Origin of the sequence: Desulfosporosinus youngiae DSM 17734 (assembly GCF_000244895.1) — a bacterium.
Lineage (GTDB): Bacteria > Bacillota > Desulfitobacteriia > Desulfitobacteriales > Desulfitobacteriaceae > Desulfosporosinus > Desulfosporosinus youngiae.
The window spans coordinates 2,674,808-2,694,623 of record NZ_CM001441.1 but is presented as its reverse complement, the minus strand read 5'-3'; the positions used below and the strand labels follow the sequence as shown (position 1 = coordinate 2,694,623).

The following is a 19,816-nucleotide window of genomic DNA, read 5'->3' as shown; positions in this document are numbered from 1 at the left end:
ACTTAGATTTATACCTTCTTTATTTCGCCGAACATCTTACTTTTCCTTCCAATCACCAAACTTTCAAAACCATACACGTATGGAAAAAACACCAGACCTAATCCTTTAAGAATACCTTCCCTTCGTCTCCATCGACATCCACTTTCCAGCCCTCTTGAATGACTCCCATGACACCGGGTATATTCACCACGGCAGGAATCCCATATTCCCTGGCTACGATGGCACCATGGGATAAGAACCCTCCTGTTTCCATAACCACGGCACCGGCTTTTAAAAACAAGGGCGTCCAACCCGGATCGGTGGAGGGCGCTATCATAATATCTCCCGGCTGCAGCCTGTTTCCTTCAGCCGGATGGCGGACCAAGCGGGCCGTACCGGAGGCCTTTCCGGCAGCAACAGGCACACCCGTCAGAAAATTGCCGGCAGACCGGGGAACAGGTTCCGTATACTTGGGAGTATCCCCCATAATAATGTCCGGCGGGGCAATAGACTCCATTTCTTTCATAAATACTTTTCTACCAGCAATCAGGACTTTGAGCCCGGCACCATCCCATTCACCGTTTAAGAGAGAAACCAGTTCAGGCCAGGTACAAAAGTAAATATCGGCCTGTTCCTCAATGACAGCCCGCCTGCAAAAACGGGAACCCAGCTCCTGGGCTATTTTCCGGTAGGCCTCCATCATCACGGCCAGTACGGATTTCGTCTTTTCCCGCACGGCTGCCCCTTCCTGAGCCTTACGGATCAGTTTTTTAATTGAGGAATGTTTATTGGCAGGCACGATCCTCTCTATTTCCTGCCAGGCTTGCTCGAATTTTTCTTTTTGCTTGGCCTTGAATTGACTAAGATCAGCCGTATGGATAGTGCTGCCTATGATGTTCAGCAAATAGGAAGGGTCTTCATTCCACCTGGGATTCATAATATCCAGCTCGTAGACCGCCCGATGCCCGTACTCTTTGATAAACTCACGGAACTCTTGTTTAAACGCTGAATGTTCCGGTAATCCCTCCCAATCAATCGGGTCGAAGGCCGTGCTGCCGAAATATTGAGCCGCATCATTGTCCCGCCGGGCAATTTCGGCCAGTTCCACAAGTCTGTAGCCGTGATCAGCACTCGTTATCCCCGCCGATCCCCCCACCATTAAAGCATTTAAAAGCATAGGAGCCCTCTCGCCAAAATATTTGCTTAGAATTTTCATTAATCCCCCGACGGGTAGGGAAGCAGCTCCGCTTAAAAAGGAAAATTTCCCTGTAAATTCCATGGCAATCTTACTAAGTTCATCATACCACTGAATTAAATCCTTATCTTGTAAATGGCTAAACCCCTTTTCAGTTAAGCTCTCAAAGGAATTCAAGACCCGGGCATGGGTTTCCGGGGCCTTTTTCACCGCCCGGTTAATCAAAATCACACCTCTCATTCCGCGCCATAACCGTTTCAAACCCCTTAGCCCTTTATAGGGCTTAGGATCCTCTAACTCAATTTCGGGCTGGTGTCCGCCCCAACCAATATTGAAAGCGCGGGGCAAGGCACCCATAGCATCATACATAGCCCATTGCAGGGCTGATAGATTACAATACAGCCGGCCGTTGAAAAACCTGGAGAACTGTAATCCTTCCGGTAGGGTGTAACCAATCTCTGTATAATTCGATTTGAGAATCTTATCGATGGTAGCAATGGTTAAACGCCGGATCAAGGGGGACAGAACCATAGGAAGTGCATCCCTGTAGTTTCCGTTGGACCAAATATCAGTTTGGTTCTTTAAGGCGGCAAAGGTACTTCTGGGCAAAGCGGTTACCGGTCTGGACTGGACCAGAATAAAATCCCGGCCGTCGAAAACCCACTCCACATCCTGGTGCTGATCACAACCCCCCAGAGCTTCGAAAACCCTTAAGAGAAGCAAACCCAGCTTTTTGATGTTTGCTTCTGACAACACCTGCCGGCCGGAAGACTCAGGGGTCTGCACAAATTGAGTTCCCCCCTCTTGATTGAGACAGGTCACTCCCTCCTTCCGCCCGGTTTTCCGCTCAACCAGATGAGGTACGGAGTTCCAGGGACTGGCATCCAGATAATAGGTGTCAGGTTCCACGGTGCCTGCAACAATCGCTTCACCCAGGCCAAAGTTGGCGTTAATAACTACAAGATCCTGGCGCCCGGTCTGAGGATCGCAGGTAAAACCTACTCCTGCAGCTTGAGCCTCCACCATCTCCAGCACAACGACACCAATCATCACCTCCTCATCTCTGATCTGTAATTTCCTGCGGTAGGCTACGGCCCGGTTAGACCAGAGGGAGGCGTAGCACCCTTTCACAGACTCAAAAATTTCCGCACCCCAAACATTGAGAAAAGAGTCATGAATACCTGCAAAGGATGCCCTTGCCGAATCTTCCGCTGCAGCGGAAGATCTGACGGCCAGTGGTTTGGCCAGGATGCCCATCCTGTCAAGCTTCGTTTTCAGTTCTTCCGCAATGAGAGGGGGCAGCGAGCCCTCTTTGATTTTTTGTCTTAGTTGCTTCAACTTGTCCTGATTGTTTGTTTCATCCAGATTTTCCCCGGTTACCGACTGGGTAATCTTATTCACCGTGTCCTGTAAGCTGTTGTATTTGATAAACTCCTCATAGGCACGGGTAGTGAGAATCCCTCCAAGGGGAATCTTGAAACCATACTGAGCCAGCCGCCCCAAATTCCAGCCCTTACCCCCAGCCGCTTGTACTCCGGATTGAACCGCTTCATCCCAGGTTAAAAAGAAGGTTGCCGAAGATACTGTCACATAAACCACCCCTTGCTTAAATACTCCTTACGCAGTTTTCTATTTCTTCCCATCTTTCCCGGCAGCTCCGTTCAGAAACAAGTCAACCAGCAAAGCCATCTCTTGGCGAAGCTCTATTCCTGAAGGATTATTCAGCCAGTCCATGACAACAGCACCTCGCAGAATATCCAATTGTTTTACCAGGAGTTCGGCCTTAATGTCCTGCCTGATTTCACCCGCCTGCCGGCCCAGTCTGATAATTTCGGCAATAAGGCTTTGCGTACCGCCGCTTTGGTACTCTTCTCCCTGCAGCATATTTTTCAGCCGATAGCCCATGGAAATTCCAATAATCTCCGGGTTAATTTCCACTTGCTCATATACTTTGTCAAGGGTCTCCAGTAAACGCGACCTGGTATCGGGCAGGTTGGGCAATTTGGCGTAGGTCTCCTGAGTAAACCTCCGGGAAAGGCTTCTGACATATTCGTCAACAATCGCTTCTTTGACAGGAAAGTGATTATAGAGAGTTTTTCTGGCCACATCAGCTTCTTCGGCTATTTGCTCCATAGTGGTCTTGTCAAACCCCTGGCGCTGAATCAAATCCAGCGCAGCTTTAATGATTTTCTGCCGTGTTTCCTTTTTCTTGCGCTCTGCCCTGCCTTCCGACAATCCATCTCCTGCTTCCATTTTTACGCCTCCTATGTGTTTGTTCTTTTCCAATCCGAGAATTGTAAAGAAATATTTTTACACTCATTGTAACATTACACATTGTGTAGTAATCTAATTATCTCTATTAACTCCTTGTTTGTCAATACCTTTTTCATCCTCCACCCATGTTTGACAGTACCGCAGCACCGAGATGCTCTCCTCGTGGCACCCCCTTCAAGGTGTACTTAAAAGAGGCAAAAGGGCCGAACACTGCCTTATTTAAAGCAGTGTTCGGCCCTTTTGCCCCATAGTGAACTTTCAACACCTAGTTAATCTATAAATTTATTTCCTAATTTTTTTGCTTTCTCCTGTCAGCCTCATGATGCCACACATTTTCGCTGGAGGATATCTTTATCGACCACGGCCGTATTCCTCCTTAAGAGCTTGCTCGTAATCCTGAGAGAATATAGCATACTTTACAGCATAGTCGGGATAAGTCTTTATGACTTGTTCAATGAAATTGCTATGGTTTAAGTAATCGCCTTCATACAAAAGCAAGCCTTCATGAAGAGCGCGGAATTGCAAAGGGATGGGAGCACGATTCAGATTTACCAAATCTATTTGATCATGACCCATATGGAGGCTTAATGCGCAATCAAGCTCTAATTCTTCGGAAAGTGTAACCGGTCGATTAAAAACAACTCCTAAATCCATATCGCTTTGTGGATGTTCAAATTCTGTCCCATATGAGCCGAATAGGTAAATAGCTGCTATTTCATCTCGATTCTGAAGAAATTCTTGCCAGGATTTCAACTTCGTCATAGGTATCTTTCGCATAGACATTCCTCCCTTGTCCTATTATATCATGCTAAATTCGTCCAAAGAAGGTTTGTGGTAATATTTTCTAAATCAAACTCACCCAACGGACTGGCGATTTAACGAATAAACTGATTGAGGGCTTCTTCCAAATCGGCCAGCACCTTATCCTTATTGCCCGATTCCACGCCCTCCACAACACATTCCCGCAAATGGTCCTTTAAAATTAACTTGCCCACATTATCCAGAGCGGAACGAGCCGCGGCGATTTGGATGAGTAAGTCGCCGCAATCCCGATGATTGGAGGCCATTTCCTTAATGGAGCGGACATGCCCCTCAATACGGGCCAAACGATTAATGACGCTTTTATGATGTTTGTGATGGGAACCCATAGGCTAACCTCCAAACAAATATAATATAAGACTATGTCAGCTTTGGACATACCCTCTCCCTATTATATCAAAAATCATCCGCCGTAAGAAACGGTATTACAACCTCATATAATCTCCCCAGGGCAAACACTAACGCCTCAGCGGAAATACGCTCATTGGCCTTGTGGATTAAACGAATGTCCGTCTCCGGCGGGGTAGGGAAAAATCCGTAACAGATAATTCCTCTTGCTCTTAAATGTCTGCTGTCTGTCACCCCCGGGGTAACAAACGGCAAAAGCACTCCGCCGGAGCTGCCTTTCTGCTCAATAGCTCTCCGGATAAAGGGGTAAAGAGAGGTATCCAGCGGCGAACTGTTCGCCTCTGCAGCGGATACCGTCCGGACATCACTCACTTGGCCAGGCAAAATCAAGCCTTGCTGAAAAACCTTTTCTTTCAGCTCCGCCAGGGATTCCCCCGGCACCGCCGACAAATGTACCCGGAGGACGGAGCCTTGGCCGTCCGGCGGCGGAAGAATTTCCAGTTTCAGAGTATTGTACATCAGGGTGGCGTAATCAAAGGGCAAGCCGGAAAATCCTTTAAGCAAAGCAGCTTTCCCCCCATACGGCAGCCAGGAGATCAGTCCAGGGGGGATATTGTTTATTCGCCCCAGAGCATCCAGCACAGGCTGGATCAGCTTGGCATTCTCAGGCTTAATCCGTACCTTTTCAGCTCCGGAGAAGGGATGGACGGAGTTGTGGGATTGAATCCTGCAGTCCAAAACCAAGCTCCCTTTTTCCCCGTATTGGCAGGTATAGATTTCCCCTTTTCTATGGTGAAATGAAAACCCGCCGCCTTCGTTTAAAGCATAAGGGCACCCCAGCAAATCCCCGGTATGTTCCAGCAGCCATTCCACTCCCCAGCGGCCTCCTGATTCCTCATCCGCTGTGGCCGCGTAAACCAGTCCTCTTTTTATAGGGATTCGCTGGCGTTGGATCAGCAGGACCAGCATCAGCCAGACAACCGCCAAGCCTTTACAATCAACGGCTCCCCGGCCCCAGATTTCTCCTGCCTGATAAGCGCCGCTGAAGGGAGGATATTGCCATTCCGCCGGGTTGTCAACGGGAGCCGCATCGAGATGGGAGAGGAGGAGCAGAGATTGGTCCGGAACCCGGCCGGGTCTGCGGCAGATAAGAGAGCCTTTTCCCGGAACAGGTTCCCTGACTTCAGCCGGCAAGTTATTTGCCTCCAATACTGCCCTGAGATAATGAGCCGCCCGGGTTTCTCCATCCCGGCCTGCCGAGGTATCTATGCGGATTAAGTCCCTTAAGTAGCGGATCATTTCCCGTTTGATATCTTCCCAGTCTATGGCCATGTCCAATACCGCTCTCCTTCTATACCCCGGATACAATTTATAGCTCCTTCTTCTGCAAGGTTTTGATGTAGTCATTGCCCCAAATTGCCAATTCGGCCAAGACCTTTTGAAACTTGATGCCGATATCGCTTAAGGAGTATTCCACCTTGGGGGGGACTTGGGGGTAAATCGTTCGTTCAATCAACCCGTAATCCTCTAAAGCACGCAACTGTTTGGTCAGCGTTGACTGGGTCAAGTCCGGCAGCTGCCGCTGCAATTCTCCGAAGCGCATGGTCTTAATCCCGAGGTGATAGAGAATCATGATCGACCATTTGCCGGACAGAACCTTCTGGGCAGTTGTATAAGGGCATTTCCCAAATAAATCCTTCTCCAATTCCATAATCTTCTCCTCATCGCATTTAATTCAGCGGTATATATTTAGATACTATGTATCATAAATAATCGTACTTGTTATTTCAATCCTAGTATTGTAAATTTAGGTGTATAAATTTGAAAGGAGTTTTCACATGCAAGAGGTTTTTGATTTCTTAAAGAAGTGCCAGACTTATTACTTAGCAACCGTTGACGGGGATCAGCCGCGAGTCCGTCCTTTCGGGACCGTCAACATTTTTGAGGGTAAGCTTTACATTCAAACCGGCAAAGCAAAGGATGTTTCCAAGCAAATGCTGGCCAATCCCAAAATTGAAATCTGTGCTTTTAATGGTCAGGAATGGATTCGCGTTCAGGCCGTCGCCATGGAGGATGACCGGGTTGAAGCCAAACAGAGTATGCTGGATAACTATCCTTCCCTTCAGGACCGGTATTCGGCCAGCGATGACAACACCCAGGTATTGTATTTGAAAGATGCCACAGCTACCATCGCTTCCTTTACCGCTGAGCCCAGAACCATAAAATTCTAACTGCCCATTCAAGAGCCTTTAAAGGGGATCATTGACCAAATGGAGAAGACAACCCAGCGCAAGATGGTTACTCTAGCCATGCTTGTATCGATTTTACTGGTCGCTCTGGATACGACCATCATTACCACCGCTATGCCTCACATCGTTGACCAATTAAGCGGCTTGAATTTACTCAGTTGGGTGTTTGCGATTTATTTGCTGACATCCTCCGTAACCACACCCATTTACGGCAAGCTTGCCGACCTGTTCGGAAGAAAGCCCGTGTTTATCTTTGGAGTTGCCCTCTTCGTCATCGGTTCCATGGTGTCCGGTATGGCCCAAACCATGCACCAGCTCATTATCTTCCGCGGCTTTCAGGGCCTGGGTGCCGGGGCCGTGCTGCCCCTGACCTTTACCATCATCGCCGATCTTTATCCCGGGGAAGAACGGGCACGAATGCAGGGTGTCTTCAGCTCGGTCTGGGGCGTTGCCGGTCTGCTCGGCCCATTAGTAGGAGGACTGTTTGTTGATCACATTTCCTGGCGCTGGATTTTTTATATCAATGTTCCCGTCGGCATCATTGCCATTTTCTTAGTCTTCAGTTTCCTTCACGAAACGGCCCTGGAAAAAACCAAGAAGTCTATTGACTATTTGGGAACCGCCTTGTTTACCATTTCCATGGGCTCCCTGCTCTTCGCCCTAATCAGCGGAGGACAGTTCTACGCCTGGAGTTCAGTGGAGATCATCTCCCTTTTTATCGTGGCCTTGGTATTTCTCCTGGCCTTCCTAATTGTAGAAACCAAAGCTAAGGAACCTATGCTGCCCCTCTCCCTCTTTAAAATTCCGGTCATTGCCGTATCCAATGCTGTTGGTTTTGTGGCCAGCGGCGTACTGATCGGCGTCAATGTTTACCTGCCTGTCTGGATTCAAAGCCTGCTGGGGCATAGTGCTACCAGTTCGGGGCTGACTCTGATGCCCATGTCCTTCGCTTGGCCTTTGGCCTCAACCTTGGCCGGAAGGTTCATGTACCGAATCGGCTCCAAAGCCACTGCTGTCTTCGGCGCGGTCATGATTATGGCGGGGTCGGCCTGGCTGCTGCTGATTAATCCCGGGTCTCCTTATTGGTATTTAGTCGGGATCATGGTTGTCATCGGCTTCGGCATGGGTTGTTCTTTCACCCCGTTAACCGTCTTGGTTCAGTCGGCTGTTGGCTGGAATTTACGGGGAGCGGCTACAGCCTCCAATACGTTTTCCCGCTCACTTGGACAAACTGTAGGCATCGCGGCCCTGGGCACCGTGTTTAACAATACTCTGAACCAAAGAGGTATGGCCCAAGGCTTGCATATGGTCTTTATTCTGGTTTTTGCCACTTCTGTTATTACCTTACTGACCAGTGCCTTACTGCCCTCCCATCGCAGGGTTATGGCCAACCAAAAGGCAGATTAATAGTTGTTTAATATAAATATAACGCACCTCTGACATAAAAACGTTCATGTCGAGGTGCGTTTTACTTCGGACTAAATGCCTATGTAATAGACTATCAAATCAAGACACCCATTGTTTTATAGTAGTTTTTAATTCCTCTAAGTCAAAGGGTTTTTCTAAAATTCCTTGGTAAAAGTTCTTTTCGGGATAATCTTTGCTGTCAGGAAAACTGCCCGTCATAATTATAGCAGGAACCCCAACAAGATGTTGTTCCGACCGCATTTTTTCAAGCACTTCTTTCCCGCTTTTTCCGGGCAAACCCAAATCCGTCATTACTAAATCAGGTTGTTTGCTATCTAATACGTCAAAAGCCTCTGTGCCTGATTTACACCATTCTACTTTATGTCCAACTTCTTCCAAGACCATCTGGATTACCCGACCAATGAAGGTATTGTCTTCAATCATTAGAATATTAGCCAAGATATTCACTCTCCAACAAAAAGAATTAGTATCTAAACTATAGTCCTAATTCCCTGAAAAGTCTGTTGAAGTATGTCCGAAAACTTTATGTTCTTTTGTCATAAAATAAAGGACTATCTTTAATCAAGGCAATTCTAACGTAAGCTACAATTTGAATTTAACAAAAAACGTCGTACCCTTCGAACTTGTATTGACCTCTATAGTTGCATTATGACGTGCAGCGATAGAATAACAAATACTAAGTCCCAATCCATTTCCACTCTCCTTATCGGTTAGAAAAGGCGTTCCCAGCTTTTTTAGAATTTCCGGATTAATGCCCTTGCCTTGGTCCTGAATGGAAAGAACAACCTGATTATTTTCCAAATAGGTTTTAATGACAAGGCAGCCTCTTGGAGCCATTGCTTCCAAACCATTTCGGCATAAGTTTAAAGTGATTTGCCGTATCTCTTTACTGTTCATACTAAAATCAGGCACATCGCCGGTCTCTATTCTGGCTGTCATTTTATGATGCTTAGCGTCAGCCAGAATGAGTGGTTTCAGAGTATTAACCAGGATATTCAGATTATTCATTTCAAACTGTGATGGACTACTGCGTCCCAGGGATAGGAATTCGCTGATTAGTAATTTCGCCCGGTCAAGTTCACTTATCATCAAGCTTATATCTTCCTGATAGTTTACAAACTCGCTTTTTCCCTGAATTAATTGAAGATAGGCTCTCACTCCGGTTATTGGATTTCTAACCTCATGACTGACTCCGGCTGCCATTTCCCCCAAAAGTCTAAGTTGATGGGATCTGAGCATTTCTTCTTCGATCATTTCATCTTGATAATTATATAAGTCAACAAAACGAGCGACTTTATATCTGAGATTCGCTGGGTTCACAGGTTTTAAAATATAATCTATGGCTCCAAGCTCGTATCCTTTATTAATTTGTTCTTGCTCCTGATAATTTGCAGTAATGAAAATGATGGGGGTATGCTGTGATTTTTCTCTCATCCTTATCAAGCTTGCTGTTTCAAAGCCATCGATTTCCGGCATTTGTACATCTAACAGAATTAAGGCAAAGTCGTGATCCAGCACTTGCTTTAGGGCTTCGTGCCCTGAATGGGCCCTTATCAAATCATAGGAGTTTGACTCTAAAATAGCTTCTAACGCTAAAAGATTTTCCACCCGGTCATCAACCATTAAGATTTTAACTTTATCCTTCATCATTAGCTCCCTTTTGCATCTTTTGATAAATGTTTTCTTCATTATCAATTTTGCTGTAGTTATCATTATAAGTAGTAAATTTAATGGTTTCTTTTTTTCCTAAAGCTAAAATCCCCCTGGGTCCTAAACTGTTATAAAAGAGACCATGCACTTTATTCTCCAACTCTTTGTTAAAATAGATTAAAACATTTCTACAGATTATTACGTTAAATTCATTAAATGAGCTATCGCTTACTAAGTTATGTTTAGCGAAAACGATATTTTTCCGGAGTACATTATCAAAAACTGCATTTTCTCCTCTTAACGTATAATAGTTTGAAAAAGATTGCCTCCCCCCAGCATTCAGATAATTACTTGTGTACGTTTTCATTTTTCCAAGAGAATAAACACCTCTTTTAGCCATTTCAATGGCATTTTCATTTATATCCGTCGCATAGAGACGGGTTTTATCATACAGCCCTTCTTCTGACAAAAGAATAGCCATAGAATACACTTCTTCCCCGGTAGAACAGCCCGCATGCCAAATTTTAATTAACGGGGATTTTTTGATTAGTGGGATTACATTTTTTCGAAATGATATGAAAAATCCAGGATCTCTGAACATTTCCGTGACTTGTATCGAAAAATCCTTGATTAATCGCTCCATACAAGATGTATCATGAAAAATCTTTTCCTGTAGTCCTGTGATTGTGGTTAACCTTTCTGCCTGAACACGATGCCATATACGCCGGCGAATGGACGACAACACATAATTTCTAAAGTCATAACCACTAATTCTATAGATTCCTTCAAGCAAAAACTCGATCTCCAGTTTTTCTAAGCTACCAATAGTCTGACCATCGCTTGCTGCCAGGATTTACTCACCTACCTATACAACCATACTCGAATTAAGGACGTTAATTTATCGATATCTACGGGTTTACTTAAATAATCAGAAGCGCCGGCTTCCAGACATTTCTCCCGGTCATCTTTCATCGCCTTCGCAGTTAGGGCTATTATGGGGATCTGTGCATACCCGGGCAATCCCCTTATCTGTATCATCGTCTCATAGCCATCCATCTCAGGCATCATAATATCCATCAGGATCAGTTCTATGTCACGGTTCCCTTTAAGTTTTTCCAAAGCCTCCCGTCCATTCTCTGCATACAATACTTTGACTTTAGCTTTCTCAAGAGCAGCTGATATGGCAAATATATTACGCATATCGTCATCAACAACAAGGACAACCCTCCCCATCAACTCCCCTGGGACAGCCGTTTTTGAGAAAACATCTTCTTCATTTACTATTTTGGCAGCAGCATTAACGAAATTTTGCTTAGTCTCCAGCGATGGTGCACTTGTTGCAAGGGAATTATCTGAAGTTACACCAGGTAAATAAAGTGTAAAGGTACTTCCCTTTCCCTCAACACTTTTAAGTTCTATATAACCTCCCAATAAAGCTGCCAACTCTCTGCAAATAGACAAACCAAGGCCAGTACCGCCATATTTACGGCTGGTGGTACCATCAGCCTGTTGAAAGGCTTCGAAAATCAAATCCTGATTATCTTCGGCAATACCGATTCCGGAATCAGTAACATGAAAAGCAATCATGTTATCCTTTGGCTTTCGTTCTTGAATGTGCATTCTTACATAACCCTGTTCAGTAAATTTAATCGCATTACTTAACAGATTCGCTAAAATTTGCTTTAAGAGGCGTCTGTCTGTGATCAACTCATATGTTATATTATTCACTTCAGCCCTAAAATCCAGTCCTTTTTCCAGAGACATTGGTCTAAACTGTCGTTCAAGCTCTTTTACGAGATCAGTTAAGATAACCTCATCCCTATTGACTGCTAGCTTTCCGGCCTCAATCTTCGATAGATCTAAAATATCATTGATTAGCTGCAGCAAATCATTACCGGAGGACCAGATTGTTTTCGCGTATTCAAGCTGTTTTGAATTAAGGTTTCTATCCTTGTTTTCCCATAACAGCTTTGACAATATTAAAAGACTGTTAAGGGGAGTTCTTAATTCATGGGACATATTTGAAAGGAATTCAGATTTATACCGGGAACTGGATTCGAGTTGACGGGCCTGATCTTCTAAATTTGCTTTAGCCTGGGACAGTTCAATATTTTTAAGCTCCAATTCTTTATATTGTTCCTCCAGCTTTTCGTGAAAGGTTTTCAATTCTTCTTGCTGAGTTTGCAGCAATTCAGATTGAGTTTGCAATTCCTCAGTAAGTATCTGAGATTCTTTTAAGAGTTTTTGGACATGCTCATGCTCTTGTATGCGGTTCTGAATAATACCGATATTCCAGCGAACTTGTTCTAAAAATTCTCTCTTTTTAGAAGAAAACTCTGAAAGGGATGCTAACTCAATCACCGCAACTACTTGATTTTCAAATTCAACCGGAAGCAATTTAATCTGCTTTGAAATAATTTGTCCCAGTCCGGTAGTAATAGAAATGTATTGGCCGGAAGCTTCTGTTAGGTTAATGATTCTATTTTCTAAAAAACATTGACCTATTAAACCCTCACCAAGTTTAAACTCCGTTGTGCCAATCTCTTGACCATCTCCGGCATACGAAGCCATTAACTTAATAGTACCGGTTTCGTTGGAACGGATGTAAAAGTTGCCATAGTTTGATTCAACAATTTGGCAAACCCAATGGATTAATAAACTACAGAAATCTTCAACCTTTTGAACCCCCTGAAATAAGGCATGAGTCTCGCTGACTTTTGATTGCAGCCAGTTCCGAACCTTTAAAGCTTGGGTGGATTCGCTCTGTTGACGGGTTTGGATTTCTAAAGCACCAGCCATTTCATTAAATACGGCGGATAACTCCCCCAACTCATTCTTAGACACATTCAGACGGGGTAACGAGGTTTTATCCGGATAAGAAGTAATTCCTTTCATTGCTTTGGTCAATTGACCGAGATCTCCGAGAAAAGCCTTTAACATCCATAGAGAAATAATGATTCCAAGGATTAAACCGATAAGTACGTACAAAGCAAATATAATTTTACTTTTATAAAAAACATTCTGTGAACTAGATAAAGACGCATTCATCAACTGTTCTTCCAGTTCATTTACATCATTCAATGATCGGATTAGATTCTCTAACTTATCGTTTGAAGAATTAAGAATTAATTCTTTTGCTTCCTCAATTCTGTTGGACTCTATTAGATAAATAGCTTGTTTTTCATAATTAAGGTACTCTTCAAAGCTTGCTCTCAGCTGAGCAACTTTATCTATTTCTGCTGATTTGGAAAGCCCCACTAAAGTTGAAATATTACCTATTACCTGACTGTTGGAATTATGGATGCTTTCTATATATTGAGTAGGGGCCATCTGATTATTAAGTAAAAAGATTTCTCTAAGGTTTCGGGTAATATTCCCTAACTCAATTGAAATATTCTTCGCTAGATTCACCTTTTGATAACGGTCATTGACTATTAAAACCATTTCATTATTGACGACTCTCATTTGATAAAATCCAGTAATGACTACTGTGATCAAGAGAATAAGAAAACTACCAATTCCTAAAATAAGTACGTTTTTAAGCTTCATAAGTTGCTCCATCCTTTTCTCTCTTTCTCGGCAAGTTCCGGTAAAACCTCCTAACTTTTAATCCTTAATAAATATAATCTATAGTTTTAACATAAATTTTATCGGTTATGGATAATTATATCAAATGAAGTAAGATTAGCCTAAAAATTATTGTATTTTAATATTTAGTTCGTTCCGCTCCATTCCTCTTTTGCTTAGCAGTACGATAAAAGAAAATTTCAAAAAGCTGATGAGAAGTTTGATCTTTCTCATCTTATTAAGTGAACAGTTTTTGTGCCGTATCCAAAAATAATAAAAGTCATGCTCATTATAGCTAAGGAGAATTTCTATGACGTTTCCAAACTTGCGGAGTTTGGAAAATCAAAGTTAAGTTATATCATCATCAGTCGCCTGGAAAGCGCCTCTGTTTATGGTGTATTGATCATTGGCTTATTCAGACGCCCATGCTGTTGATGCGGCACCAGCAGAGGATGAAAACGAGAGTGCTCTCGGGTCGGGGATTCTCTTCTGCATGTCTTTATAGGGTCTTTTTTCGAGGGTAGATCCCCATGCCGCTAACGCAGCACCAACAGAGGATGAAAGGAGCTGTGTCCGGGTCGGGCAGCTTCGTCCACATCCGCTCACCGCAGCATTCCGAGGCTCGCCCACTCGCCGATGCGGGAGCTACCTTCAGCGGATAAGTTTTCTTTGGAGATTGCCGCTTCGGCGAAAGTGTCCACCGGACACTTTCGTGCCAAACCTCCGGGTAATACCTGATGTGAACCCGTGGCTCCGTATCCCCGCACCGGCTTGTGGGCTTTTACCGCCTCTCCATGCAATGGGTTCGCTTCTGTGGACGAAGCTGCCCTGCTTACGGGTATGGGTATTCTTCTGATGTCTTTAGGGTCTTTTAATTTTTCAGATTAGCCCGCTTTTGACGTTTTAAACAAACAGCCAGCCGCGGAAGTAAGTTTCCGCGGCTGGCTGTTTATTCTCAATATGATTGGAAGCCTTATACCCTCATTCAGCACAGGGAATCAGGCCAAGATTTTCTATGGCCTTTGCACCGTCTTTTCCCTGAAGCCATGTGATAACCGCCCGGGCACTGTGACCCCGGGGAAGGTCTGAGCGTATAACTGCGTAATAGCCGTCGGCCAGGGGATAATCGCCGTCTCCGATAGTTTCTGCTGTGGGCGGCACGCCATTAACTGAGAGAACTTTCAGATATTCGCCGATACCGGTTACATTATTCATCCACTGCAGGTAAGTATACAGGGTGTAGCCCAGGGCATAGCTGTTAGTCGGGCTCCCTGACAAACCGCCGTTATGATAAAATGCTACCTGCTCCAGCATTCCCTCCATCGTAAGTTCTACATAATTATTCCGGATGTCCGGATGCATTTTCTCATTGTTGAGGATCAGATTGTCCATTTGCGATTGACTTCCGCTGTCAGAATTGCGGCAAATAGGAACAACTTCTCTAGCCTGCCCTCCCAACTCCCTCCAGTTGGTAATGCCATAGTTCAGATATATGTCTCTGATTTGCTCCAAGGTTATGGATTCCGCCGGGTTTTCAGCGGAAGTGATAAAGATCAGCGCTTCGGCGGCAACCTTGTGGAATTCCAGTTCCACACCTGCATTCTCCGCCTCCTCCAGTACATCGGCAGAAGCATAGGGTACGAGGATCATATCCGCTTTCCCATCAATCAAACGATGGTAAGAGGGAACTGTTTTCGATGCCTTTGTGGGATATCCGTCTGTATCGGCTGCCTCCTCGCCATACATAGCCCGGTAGACAGACTGTACGATAGAGAGTGTGGAAGTTGAGCCGTCAATTATTGGATAATTCAGTGCAGTAATACCCAGTGCCTGGGCACCGGCCGTCATTGTGCCGTCAGTGCTGCCTTCGGAAGCAGGTTGTGTAGAAGACGGGGGCCCTGCCGTCCCCTCAGTCCTGGCGGCACCCCTGTGGGAACAAGCGCAAAGCGTCAGCAGCAGCATGTTTATCAATATCAAAGTAATGAGTCTCTTCATATGCATCCTCAACTTTCTTATTCTTTACCCTCTGCCTCTTCAAACAATAATATCTGCCCTTAAGAAATTCCCTTAAGCCTCGCCGGAGATCTTAACTTAATTCTCTTGACATCATATCCGCTCAGATTCTGGAAATATGCCGTTAGGCTTTGCCTAACAGAAAACCTCAGGAGATTATGTATTTTCCCAAGGTTGAGGTTTCATGTTATTCAAGTCTCGTGCTGCATGAATTATTGCAAGCACTAAGGTCATTGATTATTTTGATTGCAGCTTCTTTTACTTGGCTCATCTTGGCTGATATATTTTTACCTCTCTCACAAGAGCTTCTAAATAATAGTATATCACCAAAAACCCACTTTCTATATACCCTCTCCAAAAAATGTCATATCAGAAGCCTTTTACCTAACTTCTCGCAAGTACCCGAAGCAAAACTCCTCCGGCGGTAGAAATGAAAGATACTTACACTCATAGGGGGGGAGATATGAAAAAAGACCCCCTTAAAGGGGATCATCTTCAGTATAAAAAATCTTCTTCGTACACACTAGCCTAACTCTAATCAATTCCATAGGTCAATTAACTTAGCGCAAATGCAGGGCAGGTTAACCCTTTCTTACTGATATACTCCCGCAAATAGTCGGAAATGTTCCCTTTAGTATTGGCAATAACCTCAACACCCCTCCGGCTCAAAAGCTGGGACGCTGCGTCGCCGATATGCCCCGTCACCAGCACATCAAATTGAATTTCATGAAGAAGAAATTCTGCAAAGAACCGGCAGGAGCAATTGTCCTTGCCGTGGTTCTGCCGGAATAGTCCCTGTTTTATCCGGGCCAGCGGATTGTTAACGAATTCGTTCACAGTAAGCTCCTGATTTGCCAGGCTATAGATCATACACCCGTCACTATGTCCGAAATGAGGCGAAATTTCTCCTCCAATACTGGCAATGGCAATGACCATGTTTTTACCCCTTTCCTGCTGCCGCAGCCATTTGGTGCAGCTTACTTACTTCTGCCCTGGCTTGATCATAGGAAGCAAAGATTAATCGGGCTTTTTGCGGATTATGATAGACCTTCCAATAACTATTAAGCAAACAACCTTTGCCTTCCTTTTCTACAAAGGTCAGAACATCTTCCAGGGGAATGCCCAAAAAGATGCCTACCTCATGAGGACAAGAGGTGGCGAAGCGGCGCTTGAGCAAAATCAGATATTCCTCCAAGTCCAATTCTCCTGAATATCCTGCAGCCATCAGGTATTTCCGATTGCAGTCTTTTAACAGAGTTTTCAGCAAAAGCGGTCTGTTGAAAAAAATAACCAGGATTCGTTTCGGGCATTTACGGATTTCAAAATACTCCAGCTGTAATTTCTCCGCAATCTCAACCTTATAGGTTTCCCAAAGAGCATAGAGGTCCCAGTTGTTATGGGAAAAGGAAAGCAGGGTAGCAGGCTTTTTCTTAGCCATGGTTGGGGCAGTCAGGTAAGCTAATTTATAGTACAAGTAATCTTTGTCATTTTGAATACTCCGCAAGCTGATAAAATTCATGAATTCCCCAACTTCCTTGCCGATTGATCGGACTCTGCTAAAATTTTCACTCTTTCCTCCAAGTATTTCAGCCACAGCCCATCCCTCCAGAAATCCGGCTTTCCCTCTCGCCTCGTTTTTTTCACTGGAGCATGAGCATATACCCTCCTCACTTCCTGGACCGCCGCCTCAGCCATCGCTTTTCTGTTGCAAGTGTCGCTCCAATAATATACTTTTTCTTTCATTGCCGGCCATCCTTTCCTTAAATATTCAATAACGATTCTCAATTATATAGCAGTTATCCCTAACCTCGATTTTACTGGGGTTTTCTATAAGACTTGGCTTTCTTGTGTAGAAGGCTTTATGTTTTCTTTTATTCTACACCATGAATCTCACGTTGTAAATGATAACTATTATCAATTACTTGACTATTTCTCAGATAAAGGAATGCCCACTGCGCCCTTCCTTACGCTTGGATAAAGGCAGTGTCTGTCTTCTGCTTTGATCTCGCATATAAACTTGTCTCGCGGGCATAATGATTATCGAAACAAGGGCCCGTTCCAGAACCAAACATTGAGAATCGCGCAGACCGAGGAAAGCCGGAATTTTAATTCCGGGAACCTACATAATTAATTTGAGGTGAGTCAGATGAAGGATAACAGGTCAAATAAAAAGCGTGAGCAATTAGAGCCGTTCATTCACGAATCAGAAGGAAAGCAAATGACATCGAATGAAGGAATCACGATTTCTGATGATGAAAATACACTAACAGCCGGCGAGCGCGGACCAACACTTATTGAAGATTTTCTCTCGCGCGAAAAACTAGCTCACTTTGATCGTGAACGTATTCCTGAACGTGTCGTACATGCCAGAGGATATGGGGCGCATGGAGAGTTCCAGCCCTATGAATCCTTAGCGGATTTAACGATGGCTGATTTTTTGCAAGACCCCAATAAAAAAACGCCCTTGTTTGTCCGTTTCTCACAAGTCGTTGGCTCCAAAGGCTGTAATGAGACCAATCGGGATGTCCGGGGTTTTTCCATTAAGTTTTATACCGATGAGGGCAATTTCGATTTGATTGCCATTAACATGCCGGTGTTTTTTATTCAAGATGCGATTAAGTTCCCTGACTTAATCCATGCGGTGAAACCCGAGCCGGATACTGAATATCCACAAGGTCAAACAGACCACAACACATTCTGGGACTTTATGGCGAACAACAAAGAAACTGCGCATATGTCGTTATGGATTGCCTCTAATCGCGCCTTTCCCAAAAGCTTCAGAACCATGGAGGGATTTGGGGTACATACATTCCGTTTGGTGAATAAGGATGGAAAATCCCACTTTGTTAAATTTCATATCAAACCGTTGCTGGGCGTCCATTCATTAATATGGGATGAAGCGCAGCGTCTTGGTTCTGATGCTGACTTTCACCGCAGAGACTTATGGGAAAATATAGATATTGGGAACTATCCGGAGTATGAGATGGCTATTCAGGTCATTAAAGAGGAAGATGAATTTGCCTATGATTTTGATCTGTTAGATCCGACGAAATTGTGGCCGGAAGAAGAGATTCCTTTACGCAAAATTGGCAAGATCATTCTTAACCGCAATGTGGAAAATGTTTTTGCTGAAACCGAACAAAGTGCCTTTCACCCTGGGAATATTGTGAGAGGGATTGACTTTTCCAATGATCCGCTCCTTCAGGGGAGATTGTTCTCCTATACCGATGCCCAGCAGGCACGGCTTGGTCCAAATCATCAACAACTGCCGATCAATCGTCCAGTCTGTCCATTTGCCAATAATCAGCGTGACGGCGCTTCGAGGCTGGTTATTGATCGGGGAAAAGTTGCTTATCACCGCAATGGGCTTGCCAATAATACACCGTCTACGGTACCAGGCACCCAAGGCGGGTTTGTCACGTATCCATCGACCATAGAAGGACATAAGGTAAGATCAACAGCTTCATCCTTTAAAGATCATTACTCCCAGGCAAGAATGTTCTGGAATAGTATGACTGAGGTTGAAAAGCGTCAGATTATCGGCGCTTACTGCTTTGAGCTTGGCAAATGCGGACCCTTTGTCCGGCAGGAATGGGTTGATCTGCTTGCTCATATCAGCACAGAACTGGCCAAGAGTGTTTCCAAGGAATTAGGCACAACTGTGCCGGCGGATGTTGAGGAATCTCCTGTGACGAAGTCATCTCCGGCCCTTAGCCTGCATAATACGATTTTTGTGCCGGATACATTGCGCGTCGCGGTGTTCCTCGCTCAAGGCTTCGATGGTCCCGGCGTAAGCAAATTGTTGGAGGATTTGTCGGCCGCCAAATTAAGAGTGGTCATTGTCCACGATACCTTGGGGATGGTCAGTGGAACCGAGGGGGTAACCTATGAAATCCATGACAGCTTTTTAACCGGTTCCCCACTTGTCTATGACGGAATACTTATCGTAGGAAGCGGCAATATCACCCCCTATTTTACATATACAGCCCAGAAATTCACCACGGATATCTACAATCACTTCAAACCCATCGGCATCATGCAAAAGGGTGAGGCTGTACTGGAACCGCTGGGCTTATTGGCTGATGAGGGGATCGTCACGGATTCAGGTCCGGAGTTTGCCAGCAGATTTATCAAGGCCATGGCCAAGCAGAGATTCTGGAACCGTCCAAGTTTTCTTTATCCTGCTCTGGTTTAATGCAGATGAGACCGTTTCCCGGTATTGCACCGGGGAACGGTCGTTTCTTTTTGCCTGGGAATACTTCACAAAAGTCTTCCCAGAGCATATAATAACATC

At 44.7% G+C, this 19,816-nt stretch carries 18 protein-coding genes; 3 read left to right on the top strand and 15 right to left on the bottom strand.

What is annotated here, in order from left to right:
- Positions 1-97: 97 nt before the first annotated feature.
- The 6 genes from DESYODRAFT_RS12415 to DESYODRAFT_RS12390 all read right to left on the bottom strand — a co-directional run bounded on the left by DESYODRAFT_RS12415 (position 98) and on the right by DESYODRAFT_RS12390 (position 6,326).
- Entirely contained in the window at positions 98-2,764 is a 2,667-nt protein-coding gene (locus DESYODRAFT_RS12415) for a PEP/pyruvate-binding domain-containing protein (protein WP_007783491.1), read from the bottom strand.
- A 39-nt stretch (positions 2,765-2,803) separates the two neighbouring features.
- Positions 2,804-3,427, bottom strand: a complete 624-nt coding sequence (locus DESYODRAFT_RS12410) for a TetR/AcrR family transcriptional regulator (RefSeq protein WP_007783488.1) — start codon at positions 3,425-3,427, stop codon at positions 2,804-2,806.
- Positions 3,428-3,799: 372 nt separating this feature from the next.
- Entirely contained in the window at positions 3,800-4,225 is a 426-nt protein-coding gene (gene mntA / locus DESYODRAFT_RS12405) for a type VII toxin-antitoxin system MntA family adenylyltransferase antitoxin (RefSeq protein WP_007783485.1), read from the bottom strand.
- Positions 4,226-4,323: 98 nt separating this feature from the next.
- Positions 4,324-4,596, bottom strand: a complete 273-nt coding sequence (locus DESYODRAFT_RS12400) for a metal-sensing transcriptional repressor (RefSeq protein ID WP_007783481.1) — start codon at positions 4,594-4,596, stop codon at positions 4,324-4,326.
- A 67-nt stretch (positions 4,597-4,663) separates the two neighbouring features.
- Complete coding sequence (locus DESYODRAFT_RS12395) at positions 4,664-5,947, bottom strand: M20/M25/M40 family metallo-hydrolase (protein WP_242833690.1); 1,284 nt, start codon at positions 5,945-5,947, stop codon at positions 4,664-4,666.
- A 37-nt stretch (positions 5,948-5,984) separates the two neighbouring features.
- Positions 5,985-6,326 (bottom strand): winged helix-turn-helix transcriptional regulator, encoded by a 342-nt coding sequence (locus DESYODRAFT_RS12390; protein ID WP_007783476.1) that lies wholly within the window; start codon positions 6,324-6,326, stop codon positions 5,985-5,987.
- Between the two features lie 127 nt (positions 6,327-6,453).
- Between DESYODRAFT_RS12390 and DESYODRAFT_RS12385 the strand changes: the two genes are divergently transcribed.
- Positions 6,454-6,846 (top strand): pyridoxamine 5'-phosphate oxidase family protein, encoded by a 393-nt coding sequence (locus DESYODRAFT_RS12385; RefSeq protein WP_007783469.1) that lies wholly within the window; start codon positions 6,454-6,456, stop codon positions 6,844-6,846.
- Between the two features lie 39 nt (positions 6,847-6,885).
- Positions 6,886-8,271: an MDR family MFS transporter gene (locus tag DESYODRAFT_RS12380; RefSeq protein WP_007783468.1), complete on the top strand. Its 1,386-nt coding sequence runs from the start codon at positions 6,886-6,888 to the stop codon at positions 8,269-8,271.
- Between the two features lie 99 nt (positions 8,272-8,370).
- Here DESYODRAFT_RS12380 and DESYODRAFT_RS12375 read toward each other — a convergent pair whose 3' ends face one another.
- The 9 genes from DESYODRAFT_RS12375 to DESYODRAFT_RS28710 all read right to left on the bottom strand — a co-directional run bounded on the left by DESYODRAFT_RS12375 (position 8,371) and on the right by DESYODRAFT_RS28710 (position 17,265).
- Positions 8,371-8,739 carry a response regulator gene (locus DESYODRAFT_RS12375; RefSeq protein ID WP_242833637.1) on the bottom strand — a complete coding sequence of 123 codons (369 nt, stop codon included), beginning with the start codon at positions 8,737-8,739 and terminating at the stop codon, positions 8,371-8,373.
- A gap of 135 nt (positions 8,740-8,874) precedes the next feature.
- Positions 8,875-9,942, bottom strand: a complete 1,068-nt coding sequence (locus DESYODRAFT_RS12370; protein WP_345788216.1) for an ATP-binding response regulator — start codon at positions 9,940-9,942, stop codon at positions 8,875-8,877.
- On the bottom strand, positions 9,929-10,735 hold the full coding sequence (locus DESYODRAFT_RS12365) for a CheR family methyltransferase (RefSeq protein WP_007783453.1): 807 nt from the start codon (positions 10,733-10,735) through the stop codon (positions 9,929-9,931). Before DESYODRAFT_RS12365 ends, DESYODRAFT_RS12370 begins: the two co-directional genes overlap by 14 nt.
- A gap of 68 nt (positions 10,736-10,803) precedes the next feature.
- Complete coding sequence (locus DESYODRAFT_RS12360) at positions 10,804-13,503, bottom strand: ATP-binding protein (RefSeq protein ID WP_242833634.1); 2,700 nt, start codon at positions 13,501-13,503, stop codon at positions 10,804-10,806.
- A 608-nt stretch (positions 13,504-14,111) separates the two neighbouring features.
- Complete coding sequence (locus tag DESYODRAFT_RS12355) at positions 14,112-14,309, bottom strand: hypothetical protein (RefSeq protein WP_042338509.1); 198 nt, start codon at positions 14,307-14,309, stop codon at positions 14,112-14,114.
- Between the two features lie 181 nt (positions 14,310-14,490).
- Positions 14,491-15,504 (bottom strand): PstS family phosphate ABC transporter substrate-binding protein, encoded by a 1,014-nt coding sequence (locus DESYODRAFT_RS12350; RefSeq protein WP_007783451.1) that lies wholly within the window; start codon positions 15,502-15,504, stop codon positions 14,491-14,493.
- 573 nt (positions 15,505-16,077) lie between these two features.
- Positions 16,078-16,458 carry a NifB/NifX family molybdenum-iron cluster-binding protein gene (locus DESYODRAFT_RS12345; protein WP_007783450.1) on the bottom strand — a complete coding sequence of 127 codons (381 nt, stop codon included), beginning with the start codon at positions 16,456-16,458 and terminating at the stop codon, positions 16,078-16,080.
- Between the two features lie 4 nt (positions 16,459-16,462).
- A complete protein-coding gene (locus DESYODRAFT_RS12340; protein ID WP_042338506.1) occupies positions 16,463-17,041 on the bottom strand; it encodes a DUF3793 family protein in 579 nt (192 codons plus the stop codon).
- Positions 17,038-17,265 (bottom strand): hypothetical protein, encoded by a 228-nt coding sequence (locus tag DESYODRAFT_RS28710; protein ID WP_042338504.1) that lies wholly within the window; start codon positions 17,263-17,265, stop codon positions 17,038-17,040. The genes DESYODRAFT_RS12340 and DESYODRAFT_RS28710 overlap by 4 nt, the downstream gene beginning before the upstream one ends.
- A 403-nt stretch (positions 17,266-17,668) precedes the next feature.
- On the opposite strand from DESYODRAFT_RS28710, the gene DESYODRAFT_RS12330 reads away from it, so the two are divergent.
- Positions 17,669-19,717: a catalase gene (locus DESYODRAFT_RS12330; RefSeq protein WP_007783448.1), complete on the top strand. Its 2,049-nt coding sequence runs from the start codon at positions 17,669-17,671 to the stop codon at positions 19,715-19,717.
- Positions 19,718-19,816: the final 99 nt, after the last annotated feature.